Origin of the sequence: Aquamicrobium sp. NLF2-7 (assembly GCF_022359935.1) — a bacterium.
GTDB classification, from domain to species: domain Bacteria; phylum Pseudomonadota; class Alphaproteobacteria; order Rhizobiales; family Rhizobiaceae; genus Mesorhizobium; species Mesorhizobium lusatiense.
This window is the reverse complement of the sequence record NZ_JAKSED010000001.1, coordinates 1,449,155-1,464,420: the sequence shown is the minus strand read 5'-3', so window position 1 is coordinate 1,464,420 and position 15,266 is coordinate 1,449,155. Positions and strand designations below refer to the sequence as shown.

At 63.4% G+C, this 15,266-nt stretch carries 12 protein-coding genes; 3 read left to right on the top strand and 9 right to left on the bottom strand.

Going from position 1 to position 15,266, the window contains the following annotated elements; all coding sequences use genetic code 11:
• Window positions 1-13: 13 nt before the first annotated feature.
• From MIC97_RS07145 to MIC97_RS07115, 7 genes are all read right to left on the bottom strand, one after another.
• On the bottom strand, window positions 14-964 hold the full coding sequence (locus MIC97_RS07145; protein ID WP_239799452.1) for an SPFH domain-containing protein: 951 nt from the start codon (window positions 962-964) through the stop codon (window positions 14-16).
• Between the two features lie 132 nt (window positions 965-1,096).
• Window positions 1,097-2,173, bottom strand: a complete 1,077-nt coding sequence (gene hemH, locus MIC97_RS07140) for a ferrochelatase (RefSeq protein ID WP_239799451.1) — start codon at window positions 2,171-2,173, stop codon at window positions 1,097-1,099.
• A gap of 120 nt (window positions 2,174-2,293) precedes the next feature.
• Entirely contained in the window at window positions 2,294-2,671 is a 378-nt protein-coding gene (locus MIC97_RS07135) for a hypothetical protein (RefSeq protein ID WP_239799450.1), read from the bottom strand.
• Between the two features lie 83 nt (window positions 2,672-2,754).
• The gene (locus tag MIC97_RS07130; protein WP_239799449.1) at window positions 2,755-4,203 is read right to left on the bottom strand and encodes a homospermidine synthase; all 1,449 of its coding nucleotides are present in this window, start codon (window positions 4,201-4,203) and stop codon (window positions 2,755-2,757) included.
• 163 nt (window positions 4,204-4,366) lie between these two features.
• Entirely contained in the window at window positions 4,367-5,032 is a 666-nt protein-coding gene (locus MIC97_RS07125; RefSeq protein ID WP_239799448.1) for an aminotransferase class IV family protein, read from the bottom strand.
• Window positions 4,981-6,132, bottom strand: coding sequence for an aminodeoxychorismate synthase component I (locus MIC97_RS07120; protein WP_239799447.1), 1,152 nt, complete (start codon window positions 6,130-6,132; stop codon window positions 4,981-4,983). Before MIC97_RS07120 ends, MIC97_RS07125 begins: the two co-directional genes overlap by 52 nt.
• A 13-nt stretch (window positions 6,133-6,145) precedes the next feature.
• The gene (locus MIC97_RS07115) at window positions 6,146-7,990 is read right to left on the bottom strand and encodes a M3 family oligoendopeptidase (RefSeq protein WP_239799446.1); all 1,845 of its coding nucleotides are present in this window, start codon (window positions 7,988-7,990) and stop codon (window positions 6,146-6,148) included.
• A gap of 150 nt (window positions 7,991-8,140) precedes the next feature.
• Here MIC97_RS07115 and MIC97_RS07110 point away from each other — a divergent pair, with 150 nt between their 5' ends.
• Both MIC97_RS07110 and MIC97_RS07105 read left to right on the top strand, forming a co-directional pair.
• Window positions 8,141-9,640, top strand: a complete 1,500-nt coding sequence (locus MIC97_RS07110) for a sigma-54 dependent transcriptional regulator (protein ID WP_239799445.1) — start codon at window positions 8,141-8,143, stop codon at window positions 9,638-9,640.
• 335 nt (window positions 9,641-9,975) lie between these two features.
• On the top strand, window positions 9,976-11,679 hold the full coding sequence (locus MIC97_RS07105) for a DUF882 domain-containing protein (protein ID WP_345773540.1): 1,704 nt from the start codon (window positions 9,976-9,978) through the stop codon (window positions 11,677-11,679).
• A gap of 215 nt (window positions 11,680-11,894) precedes the next feature.
• Here MIC97_RS07105 and MIC97_RS07100 read toward each other — a convergent pair whose 3' ends face one another.
• Together MIC97_RS07100 and odc2 are read right to left on the bottom strand one after the other, a co-directional pair.
• The gene (locus MIC97_RS07100) at window positions 11,895-12,500 is read right to left on the bottom strand and encodes an N-acetyltransferase (protein WP_239799444.1); all 606 of its coding nucleotides are present in this window, start codon (window positions 12,498-12,500) and stop codon (window positions 11,895-11,897) included.
• A 98-nt stretch (window positions 12,501-12,598) separates the two neighbouring features.
• Entirely contained in the window at window positions 12,599-13,732 is a 1,134-nt protein-coding gene (odc2, locus tag MIC97_RS07095; RefSeq protein WP_183831822.1) for an ornithine/lysine decarboxylase, read from the bottom strand.
• Between the two features lie 579 nt (window positions 13,733-14,311).
• Between odc2 and MIC97_RS07090 the strand changes: the two genes are divergently transcribed.
• Complete coding sequence (locus tag MIC97_RS07090; protein ID WP_239799443.1) at window positions 14,312-15,211, top strand: LysR family transcriptional regulator; 900 nt, start codon at window positions 14,312-14,314, stop codon at window positions 15,209-15,211.
• Window positions 15,212-15,266: the final 55 nt, after the last annotated feature.

Here is a 15,266-nt window from a genome sequence, read left to right as displayed (position 1 = left end):
CTGTTGCTGGATCTCACGAGTCGGTGGACCGAACCACTGGCGGGCGTGCACCGGACTGGCGTGCGCCGGCCGAGCTGCCGCCATTGCCGAACACTTCTTTGGTGATCTCGCCGATGCCGCCCAGCGTGCCGATCAGGGCCGAGGCTTCCATCGGCATCAGCACCACCTTGGAGTTGGTGGCCGAACCGATCTTCGCCAGAGCCTCGGTGTATTTCTGCGCGACGAAATAATTGAGCGCCTGCAGGTCGCCCTTGGAAATGGCTTCGGAAACCACCTGCGTGGCGCGGGCTTCCGCCTCTGCCGCGCGCTCGCGTGCTTCGGCGTCGCGGAAGGCGGCTTCGCGCCGGCCCTCGGCTTCGAGAATCTGCGATTGCTTGAGACCTTCGGCGGTCAGGATCTGGGCGCGCTTGTCGCGCTCGGCCATCATCTGGCGGGCCATGGAGTCCACCAGATTGGCGGGCGGGTTGATGTCCTTGATCTCGACGCGGGTGACCTTGATGCCCCATGGATGGGCTGCCTCGTCCACCACGCGCAGAAGGCGCTCGTTGATGGTGTCGCGGTTGGAGAGCAGTTCGTCGAGGTCCATCGAGCCCATGACCGTGCGGATGTTGGTCATGGTCAGGTTGAGGATGGCATTTTGCAGGCCGGCCACCTGATAGGCGGCCTGCGGGGCGCTCAGCACCTGATAGAAGGCGACGCCGTCCACGGCGACGATGGCGTTGTCGCGGGTGATGATCTCCTGCGTCGGAACATCGAGCACCTGCTCCATCATGTTCATCTTCGCGCCGACGCGGTCCACGAAGGGAACGATCAGGTTGAGGCCCGGGGAGAGGGTGCGCGTATAGCGCCCGAAGCGCTCGACGGTGAAGTTGAAGCCCTGCGGCACCGTCTTGATGCCCGCGAAAAGGACCAGCAGCACAACCACCGCCAGCACCACTATGACAATATCGAACCCTGCGAGCATCGCCCGTTACCTCTCGAAAGCATTTGCTGTCGAAAGACATTTAGAGCATTGCCGGCCGAAGTGGAAACCGCCTGCTGCAAAAACAGCGGCTTCACACAGGTTCGGTGTCCGGAAAGCTGGATAGGGCTGGGATCAGGCCCAGCCGGCCAGTTCGCGGCGCACCAGCGTCTCGATGACGGCCATGCCTTCGGGACTGTCGTTCAGGCACGGAATATGGCTGAACTTTTCGCCGCCGGCATGGATGAATTCCTCGCAAACCTCGCGGCCGATCTCATCGAGGGTCTCGATGCAGTCCGATACGAAGCCGGGATTGAGGACGGCGATGCGCCTTATCCCATCCTTGGCCAGTTTCTCGACCGTGGCGTCTGTGTAGGGTTGCAGCCATTCCTGCGCGCCGAAGCGCGACTGGAAGGTGGTCATGAGCTTGTCTTCGCCCCAGCCCAGCTTCTCGCGCAGCAGGCGCGTGGTTTCCAGGCAATGGCGCCGGTAAGGGTCGCCCTTGTCGGAAAAGGCTTTGGGAATGCCGTGATAGGAGGCGAGGATCACCTCCGGCTCGAAATCGAGCGTGGCCAGATGTTGCCGGATCGAGGTGGCGAGCGCGTCGATGTAAACCGGCTCGTCGTAATAAGGCGGTATGCTGCGAACGGCGGGCGCGCGGCGCATCTTCATGAACGCGCGGAAGAGCTGGTCGTTGGCGGTGGCGGTGGTGGTGGCCGAATATTGCGGATAAAGCGGGAAGGAGACAATGCGGTCGCAGCCGCGCTCCACCAGCTTCTTCGCCACGCTTCCGGTCGACGGGTTGCCGTATCGCATGGCCCAGTCGACGGTGACATTGGCCAGATCGCGCAGGGAAACCGACAGTTTCTCGCTCTGCGAGCGGGTAAAGGTGTGCAGGGGCGATTCGTTGCGCTCGCGGTTCCAGATGCGGGCGTAGTTCTCGCCGGATTTCTTCGGACGCACCGTCAGCACGATGCCATACAGGATCGGATACCAGATCAGCTTGTTCAGTTCGACGATGCGCGGATCGGACAGGAATTCCCGCAGATAGCGCCACATAGGCTTGAACTCGGTGCCGTCGGGCGTGCCGAGATTGAGCAGCATGACGCCGACCTTGGCGGGGCGGACCGGAACCTGCCGGGAAGCGGGCTGGCCGGGCTGGGCCGCCGGCGATTTGACGGCAGCGGCTTCTGTCTGATCGATCTGTGTCATGCGCTCGCTTTCTCCACGAGCCGCAGAACCTAGCGCTGTCTTGCGAGGATGCAATGCAGCGTCTGGCCGCACCCGCATGCGGCGGACGATACGCCGCATGCCTGCTCGGGATCAGGAGGCTCAGGCGCGGCGCGTCAGGACGAAATTCTGGCCTGTGGCGCTGGTGCAGTTGAGCTGGCTGGTCGATACCATCAGGCAGTTGAAGCTGATGGGCGACTGGCGGATCAGCGAGGTGCCGCTGATCTCGACCGAATTCGGGCCGGTCATTCGGTAGCTGCCGTCGGACAGCTTCTGGCCGGTGTCGGTGGCAACAGTCTGGAACGCGCCTCTGGAGAAGGTGGAAAGACCGGTGCCCTGCGCATCGATCCACGAGCCGTCGACACCGTTGCGCGCCGCGACGGGTCCGCCGGGAGGCGGTGGGGCCGTCGTACACGAGGCCAGCGCACCGGCCGTCAACATGATCAGGCCTGCGTTTGCAACTTTACGGGCAATGTTCATCCTGGGCATCTCCTCGATCCGCTTCTGTTCAATCGCGCGATTTAGGCTCGATTGCAAGCAGGGCAACCGGGAAGGGCACAAGCCTATCTCACCAAGATGTTGCGGAACTGCCACGGGTCTTTGGCGTCGATGCTTTCGGGGAACATGCCGGGACGGTTCTCGAGCGGCGTCCAGTCGGTATAGTAACCGTTCACAGGCCCGAGATAGGGCGACTGGATCTCAAGGCAGCGCCGGTAATCCATCTCGTCGGCCTCGACGATGCCGGCCTGCGGGTTTTCCAGCGCCCAGACCATGCCGGCAAGCACGGCGGAGCTGACCTGAAGACCGGTGGCATTCTGATAGGGTGCCAGCTTGCGCGCTTCTGCGAGCGAAAGCTGCGAACCATACCAGTATGCGTTCCTGTCGTGGCCGTAGAGCAGCACGCCCAGTTCGTCGACGCCGTCGAGCAGCTCCTTTTCCTCCAGCACATGCTGGGTGGCCTGCGGCTTTCCGGCGGCGCCGAACATTTCGTGCAGCGACAGCACCGCATCGTTGCAGGGATGATAGGCGTAGTTGCAGGTCGGCCGGTAGTGGACCTTGCCCTTCTTGCCGCGCAGCGTGAAGAAATCCGCGATCGAGATGGCTTCGTTATGGGTGACGAGGAAGCCATATTGGGGCCCGGGCGTCGGGCACCAGCTCCGCACCCGGGTGGTGGCGCCGGGCTGATCCAGATAGATACCCGCCCCACAGCCTTTCTTGTGGCCGCGGGCATTCTTCGGCATCCATTTTTCGTGCGTGCCCCAGCCGAGTTCGGCCGGCTGCAACCCCTCGGCGATGAAACCCTCGACCGACCACGTGTTCCAGAACGTATCCAGCGGTTTCGGCTTCTTCGCGCGCTGCGTGTCGCGCTCGGCGATGTGGATGCCCTTCACGCCGGCATCGCGCATGAGCTTCGCCCAGCCTTCGCGGTCGCCCGGTGCGGGAGGTTCATTGGCATCGAGGCCGAGATCCCCGGCGAGATTGACCAGCGCCTGCTTGACCAGCCACGAGACCATGCCGGGATTGGCGCCGCAGGTGGAGACCGCGGTGGTGCCGCCCGGCCGCTTGCGCTTTTCCTTCAGCAAGGTTTCGCGCAGCGCATAGTTGGTGCGCGAGGCGTTGTCCGCCTTCTCGTCGAAATAGAAGCCGAGCCATGGCTCGATCACCGTGTCGACATAGAGAACGCCGAGCTCGCGGCAAAGGCGCATGAGATCGACGGAGCCTGTGTCGACGGACAGGTTCACGCAAAAGCCCTGACCTTCGCCGGCCGTGAGCAGCGGGGTGAGTAGTTCTTTGAAATTGTCCTGTGTCACGGCCTCCTGAACGAAGGCGATACCGCGCTCGTCAAGAAGCTTGCGGTTGGTGTCGCGCGGATCGATCACCGTCAGGCGCGATTTGTCGAAGCTGAAATGGCGCTCGATCAGCGGCAGCGTGCCGCGACCGATGGAGCCGAAGCCGATCATGACGAGCGGGCCGGTAATCTCGCCGTAAACCGGCCATTTCGAGTTTGCCATTCTTCGCATGCTCCCTGTTGGATCGCGTTCGGCAGGCTTGCCGCAGGACGGCGCAACAATCACAGATCTTTGTCACATACCAGTGAAAGGCGGCGCGTTCGACAGTTGCGACCCGATCAGGCCGCTGAATCTCGATATATGGTGAAGCGATAGCCGTCTTTCCTCAGGGAAGAAACGTCGCGGGGATCAGGCCACGCAGCGCATTGCCCACATAGACCGCACTTGCCGATGAAAGCGAGGAGGCCGGGATCACGCCTTCCACGGCGTGCCCCTGATCGATGAGTTCACCGCGCAACACGCCGGCCAGCAGGCCGGAGCGCAAGCGGGGCGTGACGAGAACTCCATCGCCGAAATCGACGAACAGGCTGGTGATGGTGCCTTCGCAGACCTCATTGTGCTCGTTCATCAAAAGCACCTCGTCCACGTCAGATAGGGGATATTCCGTACGGGCGCTTTCATAGAGCATGCGCCGCGTCGTCTTGTGGCACAGCAGCGGGTCGTTCGAGGACAGGCGCGTCCGCGCCAGCCGCAGGCGCCACGCCGTGCCTTCCGGCAAGGGCTGGAAAGGCTGGGCGGTGGCCGTGACCGTGCCGTCATGGCTGAGCAGCAATCGCACGCGCAGCGCCGTCGTTGCCCCGGCAGAGGCCTTCTCCAGTGCCTGAACGGCCTTGTCCGCGTCGCAGGAAAAACCGAGTTCGAGGGCCGAGGCGGCAAGCCGCGCCAGATGCCGGTCGAGCCGCAGGAAGCCTGTTTCGGGCTCCCGGCGCAGCGTCTCGATCAGCTCGAAGCCGGGACCGTTCCGGTCGCGAAGCGGGCCTTCAGCAGGCATTCGCGATACTCCTCCTCAGCCGTGGAATCATACACCACGCCGCCGCCGACATTGTAGACGGCCTCGCCCTGCGGGTAGAGCGAGATGGTGCGGATGGCGACCGAAAAGCGCATGGCGCCGCCGGGCGCGATCCAGCCGATGGCGCCGCAATAGACGCCGCGCGGACTGGTTTCGAGGTCCCGCAGCACTTCCATCGCCCTGATCTTCGGCGCCCCGGTGATAGAGCCGCAGGGAAACAGGGCCGCAAAAATGCTGCGCAGCGAAAGCTCCGGCAAAAGTCTGGCCCGCACGCGACTCACCATCTGGTGGACCGTGGGATAGCTTTCGATGCGGAACAGTTCCGGCACATCGAGCGAGCCTACTTCGCTGATAAGGGAAATGTCGTTGCGCAGAAGATCGACGATCATCCGGTTTTCGGCCTGATTCTTCTCGTCGTTGCGCAGGAATTCCTTCAGCTGCTCGTCTTCTTCCGGCGTGGCTCCGCGCGGCGCTGTGCCTTTCATCGGATGGGTCTCGATCCAGCCTTCCCCGTCGACCTCGAAGAACAGTTCGGGCGAGCGCGACAGCACGATGGGACCCGCGCCGAGGGTAGACAAGGCACCATAGCGCACGGGCTGGCGCTCGGTCAGCGCATCGAAAGCGGCCAGCGGATCGCCGGTCCATTGCGCGTCGACCGGAAAGGTCAGATTGCCCTGATAGCAGTCACCCTCGCGAAGATGCCGGTGCAGGCGCGAAAACCGTTTCTCGTAATCGGCGAAGGACCAGCGTGCCTGCGCATCATGAATGGGGCCGTTGGTGGCCGGCCGTGTCGGCTCAGGTGCCTGCCGCTCCAGCGGCCCATCGAAGACACCGATGCACAGCAGGGGCGCACGCCTCCCATCGGGCAGGCGCGGCACAAGCTTGGGCTCCAGCAGGTAGCCGGCCTCGTAAGAAAGATAGCCGGCAAGCCACTTTCCGGCCTCGTGAGCTGCCTGCAGCCGCTCCCATGCGGGCTCGAATTCATCGGCGGCAAAGGGAGCTACGATCTCGGAAGGCCGCGAAAACAGCTTTTCGCGGCGCGCGGGATCGTCGCGGAACAGAATGAAGGAAGTGTCCGGCACCTTGCACCCGTTCTCAGGCAGCGCTGTCCAGAGCTTCAAGCTCGTCGATCAGCGCGGAAATGACACCGAGTCCGCCCTGCCAGAAGCCGGGATCGGTGGCATCGAGCCCGAACGGCTTCAGGAGTTCGGAATGGTGCTTCGTGCCGCCGGCGCGCAGCATGTCGAAATACTTCTCCTGAAAGCCGCTTTCGGCGTTCTGGTAGACGGCGTAGAGCGAGTTCACCAGGCAGTCGCCGAACGCATAGGCGTAGACATAGAAGGGCGAGTGGATGAAGTGCGGGATATAGGCCCAGAAGGTCTCATAGCCTTCGCCGAGCCTGATCGCCGGGCCGAGGCTTTCGGCCTGCACCTCCATCCAGAACTGTCCAAGCTGTTCAGAGGTCAGTTCGCCGTTGCGGCGCTCGGTGTGCACCTTGCGCTCGAACTCGTAGAAGGCGATCTGGCGTACGACCGTGTTGATCATGTCCTCCACCTTCTGGGCCAGCATCGCCTTGCGCTCGCGCTTGTCGGTCGTGCGCTCAAGCAGCGAACGGAAGGTCAGCATCTCGCCGAAGACGGAGGCGGTTTCGGCCAGCGTCAGCGGGGTGGAGGCCATCAGCGCGCCCTGCGCGCCGGCCAGCACCTGATGCACGCCGTGACCCAGTTCGTGGGCCAGCGTCATCACGTCGCGCGGTTTGCCCATGTAGTTGAGCAGCACATAAGGGTGGACGGACGGCACTGTCGGATGCGCGAAGGCGCCCGGCGACTTGCCGGGGCGGGTCGGCGCGTCGATCCAGTTCAGATCGAAGAACTGGCGGGCAATGTCGGCCATTTTCGGCGAAAAGCCGTTGTAGGCGTCGAGAACGGTGCTCCTGGCGTCGTTCCAGCCGATTGTCGCCTGCGGGGTCTCGGGCAGGGGCGCGTTGCGGTCCCAGTGGTTCATGGTCTCCATTCCGAGCCAGCGGGCCTTCATGGCATAATAGCGGTGAGACAGGCGCGGATAAGCCTCGCGCACCGATGACGCCAGCGCGTCCACCACCTCGCGCTCGACGCGATTGGCGAGGTGGCGGGAATCGGCGATGTCCTCGAAACCGCGCCAGCGGTCGGAGATTTCCTTGTCCTTGGCCAGCGTATTGGTGATCAGGCTGAAGGTGCGGATGTTCTTCGAGAAAGTGGCGGCAAGCGCTTCGGAAGCCTTGCGGCGCACTTCGCCATCGGCATCCTGCAGGCGGTTCAACGTGGGCTCCAGTGTCAGTTCCTCGCCGTCGATCTGGAAGCGCAGGCCGGTCATGGTCTCGTCGAACAGGCGGTTCCACGCGCCGCGCCCGGTGACGGATTTTTCATGGAAAAGCTGCTCGACGCGATCTTCGAGCTGATAGGGCTTTTCTTTGCGCAGATCCTCAATCCACGGCCGGTAGTGGCCGAAGCCTGCATCTTCCGACAGCGCTTTTTCAATCAGCGCATCGTCGATCTTGTTCAGTTCCAGACCGAAGAACAGAAGATGGGAGCCGGCATCGGTCAGCTTCTGCTGCACGTCGCCGTAGAACTTGGCGCGAACCGGGTCGGACGTGTCGCCCGTGTAGAGCAGGCCGGCATAGGAGCCGATGCGGCCGGCCAGCTCGTCCAATGCTTCATATTCGCGCATGGCTGCGCCCAGCCCGCCCTCGCTGCCGCGTTCGGCCTCGGCGGCGAGCCGGCCTTTCCAGCGGGTCTCGAAGGCGATGGCATCGGCCGCCGCCTTTTCCAGATCGCGCTTCAGTTCCGGTGCGTCGTGGCTGGCATAGAGATCGGAAAGGTTCCACACCGGCAGGTCGCCGAGATCCGCCTTCGCCTGTGCTGCGGAGGACGCGGCAAACTGTCTTTCCGGGAAACTTGGCATGGGAAACCTTTCGATCTGAAATTCTATAGTACAGCGGCCGTTTGGCCGGCGGCGAAACAATTCATTCACCGGCTTTCTTGAAACCTTATTTAGAACCCTGTGCCACGTTGATCCATAGGGGAAAATCAAAGGCGGGCTGTTCGGGCGTTCATGTCAGGTTCCGTGCTCATAGTCGATGACGATCCGGTCCAGCGCAGGCTGCTGGAGGCGGCGGTCTCGAAATTCGGCCACAAGGCCGTGGTTGCCGATGGCGGAGAGGCCGGCCTTCGGGCTCTCGACGGGGGAGGCGACATTTCGGTCGCGATCCTCGACCTGTCGATGCCGGGGCTGGATGGGATCGGCGTGCTCAGGGCCATGCGCGAGCGCGATATCCGCGTACCGGTCATCGTCCAGACGGCGCAGGGCGGCATTGAAACGGTCGTGCAGGCCATGCGCCATGGCGCTTTCGACTTTGTCGTCAAGCCCGCATCGCCCGAGCGCATCCAGTCGGCCATCACCGGTGCGCTGAAGGTTGGTGCGGCCGAAGGGGAGACGCGACGGGCGGCGCGCCGTGCCGCCGGCATACTCACCTTCACGGATTTGCTGACCCGCAGCCCGGCAATGGAACGCGTGCTGCGGCTCGGCCAGAAGGCCGCAGCCTCGCGCATTCCGATCATGATCGAGGGCGAATCCGGCGTCGGCAAGGAAATGGTGGCGCGCGCCATACAGGGCAGCAGCGACCGCCGCACGAAACCTTTCGTCACCGTCAATTGCGGCGCCATCCCCGAAAATCTCGTTGAAAGCATCCTGTTCGGCCATGAGAAGGGCGCTTTCACCGGCGCCACGGATCGCCATACCGGCAAATTCGTCGAGGCGCATGAGGGGACGCTGTTCCTGGACGAGGTGGGCGACCTGCCTCTGGATGCGCAGGTGAAGCTGTTGCGCGCGGTGCAGGAGGGCGAGGTCGATCCGGTCGGCGGTCGCCAGACGGTGAAGGTCGACATCAGGCTGATCTCGGCCACGCATCGCGACCTGATCCAGCAGGTGCGGGACGGCAAATTCCGCGAAGACCTGTTCTACAGGCTGAACGTTTTTCCAATTCTGGTGCCGCCGCTGCGCGAGCGCCGGGAAGACATTCCGCTGCTGGTGAAGCATTTCATGAAGGAGGTGGTCGTCGACCATCCCCCGCGCAGCATATCCGATCGTGCTCTCTCGCTGCTTGAGGCCTATGACTGGCCGGGAAATATCAGGCAGCTTGAAAATGCTGTTTTCCGCGCCTCTGTGCTCTGCGAAGGGGATGTGCTGACGGAAGAGGAATTCCCGCAGATCCGCGCACAGGTGGAAGGGACGATCAACCTTGACCGCGAGCGCGGAACTGGCGGGGAGCTGCCTGTTCCAAACCCGGATGAAGCACCGGCTGAGGCCCCCGCGCAGCCTTCGGAACCGGAATTGCGGCCGGGCCTTCTTCCCATGCTGGACGCGCGCGGCCATGTGCGCGCGCTCTCGGTAGTCGAGCTTGAAATGATTCGTTTTGCGATCGAACATTACAACGGCCGCATGAGCGAGGTGGCACGCAGGCTGGGTATCGGCCGCTCGACCCTTTATCGCAAGCTCAGGGAATATGGCATCGACCCGGAAACCGGGCGTGCCGTGCGGGTCGAGACGGCGTAAGCCTGTCACGTTAGCTCTTTGTTAACGCTTTATAAATGGCTTGTTTACCATGCGCGGCCATGTGCGTTTTTGGCCGTGCGGTTGCCACGCTGTCACCGCATTTGGCCTTCAATAAGGGACCATTAACCATTAGGATTGATATTCGGATTTGGTTAATCCATATCCGTTTGCTCAAATCCGGGGACAAACGGCAGCCTGCAAGGCCTTTTGATTTGAACAGAAGCGAGCGACACATCAACGGTCGGCATTCCTGCGGAACCCTCACCAGATGGGTGGCGGCGGCGGTATGCGTTTTCGGTCTTTATTCAGTTTCTTCGACAGCCGCGCATGCGGAGGTGAGGACGCTGAAGCTCCACAATCTCCACACCAAGGAGAAGGCGGAGATCGTGTTCAAGCGCAATGGACGCTACGATCAGGCCGGCCTGAAGAAACTCAACGTTTTTCTGCGCGACTGGCGCCGCAACGAGCCCACAAAGATGGATCCTCGCCTGATGGATCTTGTCTGGGAGGCTTACAGGGCCAGCGGATCGCGCGAATATATCCATGTCGTCAGCGCCTATCGCTCGCCCGCGACCAACAACATGCTGCGTGGCCGCTCGAAGGGCGTTGCCCAGAAAAGCCAGCACATGCTTGGCAAGGCGATGGACTTCTTCATTCCGGGCGTGCCGCTGAAGAAGCTGCGCGACATCGGCCTCAAGATGCAGGGCGGCGGCGTCGGCTACTATCCGACATCGGGGTCGCCCTTCGTTCACATGGATGTCGGCAATGTCCGCCACTGGCCGGGCATCAGCCGCAAGGAACTGGCGAGCGTGTTTCCAGACGGCAAGACGCTGCATGTGCCGAGCGACGGCAAGCCGCTGCCGGGCTATGAGCAGGCTCTGGCTGCCTACAAGTCGCGAAATGCTGCCGGTGCGCCGGCAATCGCTCTGGCCGGCCCCACCACATCGGGTAAGTCGGGCAAGTCCGGAGGCCTGCTGGCAGCCCTGTTCCGCGGTGGCGGAGCTGATGAGGACGAGGATAACAGCGTGGCCGTTGCGGCAGCGCCTGCGCCGAAGAAGCCGGTTGCCTCGGCGCCCGCTTCCGCGCAGGCAAAGCAGCCCGCAGAGCCATTGCCCGGCATTGCCGTGATCTCGCCTGATCGGGCCAATCGTGCCGAAATTCCGCAGCTCGCGGACGAACCGGTGCAGGAAACGCCTGAGACGATCATCGCCGCACTGCCGGTCAGGAGCATTCCTGTTCCGGGCGCTGCGCCGCGGCCCAGGGCAGAGGTGGGCGTTCAGACGCCGGATCAGGTTCCGTTTGGCGTTGCCGACGTCAACCCGATCCAGACGGCGGCTGTGCCACCGGCGAATGTTCCGTTCGCTCAGGCCAGCGCCGAGCCGCCGCCGCAGGTCGCCGCGAATGAAAGCGTGCCGGTGCCGAGTTTCCGGCCGCGTGAAAGCACGGCTTCGCAGAACCTGACCGCACTTGCAGCGCTGGAAGTCGATGAAGCTCTTCCTGCTTCGGACGCTGTGGTTGCCGCCGTGCCGACTGCCCGCCCGAATGACGAGGTCAAGGCATTGCTGGCTGAAGCGGAAAAGAAGACGGAGGACCTTGCCGAATATCAGGTGGCGGCCGTGCCGACGCCCCGCTCGGCTTTTGTCGATCCCGCCGGTGTTGATGCTGCACCAGCAGCCTCTCCACGCTCGGCAGCCATCGCAACGCCTGCCGATCCGGCTGGCGCGATCGGCGGCTCGGTCAAGACCACCCGCAAGGCTGCCCGCCCGACGCCCGATGTAGCGAAGCCGGAGCCTAAGGCTGTGGTTGTTTCCGCAGAGCCGAAACTTGCGCGCTGGGCGCTCAATTCCGGCGAGCATGTGGAAAAGGCCGCCAACGCTACGACCGCGCCGCGTTATGCCTATAATCTGGTGCGCACCGCGCCGACCGAGGTCTACACCACTGGTTTCCAGGCCCGTAACGAGATGGGGAAAGCCAATCAGTTTACCGGAACGGCTGTGAACTTCCTGTCGGTGGCGAAGTTTGAAACCAAGGTCAACTGAGGTTTCGGCCGCACTTATGCGATGCCAGATGTTTCCATCTGGCTGCAAAATGCTCTGGCGGCCGGTGACGATTGGGACCGTAAACAGGCAGGGCACCGTGCAAATGCGGGTGAACTGAATTCCCGACGGATGTCGGGTTCGGTCTTTAAAGAGATCGACGCGAGGACAATAAAAAAAGGCCACCCCGGAACGGCGTGGCCTTTTTCGTATGAAAATCAGGCGGCGCGCGTGCGTTCGTTCCGCTTCCGGCGGCCGGATGCGGTGATGGTGCCGCATGCACCATCCAGCGCGCCCTGCGTCAGTTCGAGCGCCAGCAGGCGGTGACGCTCATAGGGACCGGGCATTGCCAGTTCCCCGGTGCGCTCAGCCGAAAAGCCGAAGCGGCCATAATAGGGCTCGTCGCCGACCAGCAGGATCGCGCCATGCCCGAGATCGCGTGCCTCGGCGATCGCCTGCCGCATGAGGGCGGAGCCGATGCCGGCGCTTTTCACGGACGGTTCCACAGCGAGCGGGCCAAGCAGCAGGGCTGGCCGGCCGCCGGCGCCGAGGGTGACGTTCCACAGGCGCACGGTTCCGAGAACCGCGCCATCGGCCGAGCGGGCGACGAGCGCGAGACTCTCGGCCGGCAGGCGGCCGCGGCGCAGCGCCTCGGAGGACTTGCGCTTGCGTCCCGCTCCCATGGCGCGGTCGAGCAGAGCCTCGCGCGCAGCCTTGTCGGCCGGACGTTCGGCTTCGATGACGAAGGCCGGCAGGTCCTGAACTGCACCGGCAGTTCCGAACGAGATGTTGAAATCAGCAGAGGCGATGGCGAGGTTGTTCATATCCGCGATCCTTCACAGGCGGAGTTTTTCCACGAGCGAACCCGCGCGCCGGAGACAACTTCACCGGCGCACGGATGATCTGACGAGCCGGGAGCCCGTCAGATCACGTAGGATCGGAGAGGCTCGAAGCCGTTGAAGGCGACCGCCGAGTAGGTGGTCGTGTAGGCGCCGGTGCCCTCGATGAGAACCTCGTCGCCGATGGTCAGCGACAGGGGCAGGGGATAGGGCTTCTTCTCGTACATCACGTCGGCCGAATCGCAGGTCGGGCCGGCCAGCACGCACGGCTCCATCGCATCGCCGTCACGCGGGGTGACGATCGGATAGCGGATGGACTCGTCCATGGTCTCGGCCAGACCGCCGAACTTGCCGATGTCGAGATAGACCCAGCGCACATTGTCATTGTCGGCCTTCTTCGAGATCAGGACGACTTCCGACTTGATGACGCCGGCATTGCCGACCATGCCGCGGCCCGGCTCGATGATCGTCTCGGGAATGCGGTTGCCGAAATGCTTCGACAGCGCATCGAAGATCGCCTGTCCGTAGGCCTGAGCGGCGGGAACGTCGGTCAGGTAACGGGTCGGGAAACCGCCGCCCATGTTGACGAGCTTGAGCACGATGCCTTCCGCCGCCAGCTTGCCGAACACATTGGCGGCATCCGCCAGCGCGCGGTCCCACGAGGTGAGGTCCGTCTGCTGCGAGCCGACATGGAACGACACGCCATAGGCGTCGAGGCCGAGCGCTGCGGCATGGCGCAGCACGTCGACGGCCATCGCCGGGGCGCAGCCGAACTTGCGCGACAGTGGCCATTCGGCGCCTTCGCCGTCGGTCAGAACGCGGCAGAACACCCGGGCGCCGGGAGCGGCGCGGGCGATTTTCTCCACCTCTTCGACGCAATCCACCGCATAGAGCTGGATGCCCAGCTCATGGGCGCGGGCAATGTCGCGCTCCTTCTTGATGGTGTTGCCGAAGCTGATGCGGTCGGGCGTGGCGCCGGCGTCGAGCGCCATCTCGATCTCGGCGACCGAGGCGGTGTCGAAGGACGAGCCCATCGATGCGAGCAGGCGCAGGATCTCGGGCGCAGGGTTAGCCTTCACCGCATAGAAGATGCGCGACTGCGGAAGCGCCTTCTCGAACGCGCGATAGTTCTCCTGCACGACGTCGAGATCGACGACGAGGCAGGGACCGCTCGGGCGGCGGGTGGCGAGGAAATCGAGGATACGCTGAGTGGCCATGGGATCTTCTCCATCGCGCCGGACAAGGCGCACACAAAGGCTGCGTCGAGCGGGCGCGCAGCCTCGCATGAACGCGGTGGACAAAGGCGGAAGAGAATTTGCGGGGAGCCGGCCGGTGGAGACACCGGAACCCCGAAACGCCTTTCCGCGGCGGTGAGCTGAAGCCTTGCCCGGCTTCGGCTCGCTTTGTCTGCCTTGGCTTGGATGGGAATTCCCAACCGCACTGCCGGCAATGAAGGTGTGCCTCTTCAGTAACCCCGATCTATGGACGATCGGCAGACACCAGAAAGGCCCGCACCGTCGTTGCTTCAAGGCGTCCTCGATCATGTGGTTGGCCACTTGATCGACCGGGCTCGTTATTTCCCGGGTACCGTCCCGATTGTCCTCGCCATTCGAGGAACCGGGGGACGCCCACAGGCACGTGCGACTTTGGGCAAGCGCGATATAGGAACAGCGCATGTCACAATCAACTCAAATCTTTGAGTGCCTTGAAAAAATTCCGGCATCGAACAATCCTGCCATCATCGTTTCACTTTTGGAGACGATGGCTGCGCCTGTTATCCGGCGGAAGGAAGCCTCATGGACACGCTGACACGCATGCGCGCATTCATAGATGTGGTGGAGGCCGAGGGTTTTTCGGCCGCCGCACGCAAGATAGGGCGGTCGAAGGCCCTGCTTTCCAAATATGTGCGCGAACTTGAGGACGAGCTGGGCGCGCTTTTGCTCAACCGCACCACGCGCCAGTTTTCCCTTACCGAGGCCGGCCACACCTATTACCGGCGCGCTTCCGAGATCGTCCGTGAGATCGACAGCCTTGCTGATTCGGTGCGCGAATCATCCGGCGACGTGCGCGGGCGAATCAAACTGTCGGCGCCGCGTACACTGGCAGACGCGCCCATCGGACAGTCGCTGGTCGATTTCGCCAAGGCCCATCCCGACATCGTGCTGGAGATCAGGCTCGACGACCGCTTCGTCGATCTGGTCGAGGAGGGCTTCGATCTCGCCATCCGCATCTCGCGGCTGGAGAGCTCGTCGCTGATCGCCCGCAAGCTGGCGCCGTTCAGGGTGATGATCTGCGGCTCGCCGGAGCTGCTGGCCACGCATGGCAGGCCCGCCAGGCCGCAGGACCTCGCCGGCATGCCCTGCATCGTCGACACCAATGGAAGGTGGCTGTCGAACTGGCCCTTCAAGGGCGAGGGCGGCGAGACGATCAGCGTGTCCGTGGCCGGCCCCATCGAGGTCAACAGCCCGATCGCCGCGCGCGCGGCCGCCGTTTCCGGCCTCGGCTTCGCCGGCCTGCCGGATTTCATCGCCGAACCGGAGGTCGCCGCCGGCCGGCTCGTGCCGGTTCTGGAAGACCGGATCCTGGAAGGCGGCGGCATCTTCGCGGTCTATCCGCACCGACGCTATCTGCCGGCCAAGGTGCGTGTTTTCGTGGATTATCTCGCCGACTGGTTCAAAACCCGCGCAGCGCCATGACACATCTGTCATGGTTTCGTGCGATTGTCCCATTTTCGCCCGCTTTGTGATAATC

Bases quoted from the DNA above. Each gene is read 5' to 3' on its own strand.
- MIC97_RS07135 (WP_239799450.1), bottom strand. From the start codon at position 2,671: ATGAACATTGCCCGTAAAGTTGCAAACGCAGGCCTGATCATGTTGACG.
- hemH (WP_239799451.1), bottom strand. From the start codon at position 2,173: ATGACACAGATCGATCAGACAGAAGCCGCTGCCGTCAAATCGCCGGCG.
- MIC97_RS07090 (WP_239799443.1), top strand. From the start codon at position 14,312: ATGGACACGCTGACACGCATGCGCGCATTCATAGATGTGGTGGAGGCC.
- odc2 (WP_183831822.1), bottom strand. From the start codon at position 13,732: ATGGCCACTCAGCGTATCCTCGATTTCCTCGCCACCCGCCGCCCGAGC.
- MIC97_RS07100 (WP_239799444.1), bottom strand. From the start codon at position 12,500: ATGAACAACCTCGCCATCGCCTCTGCTGATTTCAACATCTCGTTCGGA.
- MIC97_RS07125 (WP_239799448.1), bottom strand. From the start codon at position 5,032: ATGCCTGCTGAAGGCCCGCTTCGCGACCGGAACGGTCCCGGCTTCGAG.
- MIC97_RS07115 (WP_239799446.1), bottom strand. From the start codon at position 7,990: ATGCCAAGTTTCCCGGAAAGACAGTTTGCCGCGTCCTCCGCAGCACAG.
- MIC97_RS07130 (WP_239799449.1), bottom strand. From the start codon at position 4,203: ATGGCAAACTCGAAATGGCCGGTTTACGGCGAGATTACCGGCCCGCTC.
- MIC97_RS07145 (WP_239799452.1), bottom strand. From the start codon at position 964: ATGCTCGCAGGGTTCGATATTGTCATAGTGGTGCTGGCGGTGGTTGTG.
- MIC97_RS07110 (WP_239799445.1), top strand. From the start codon at position 8,141: ATGTCAGGTTCCGTGCTCATAGTCGATGACGATCCGGTCCAGCGCAGG.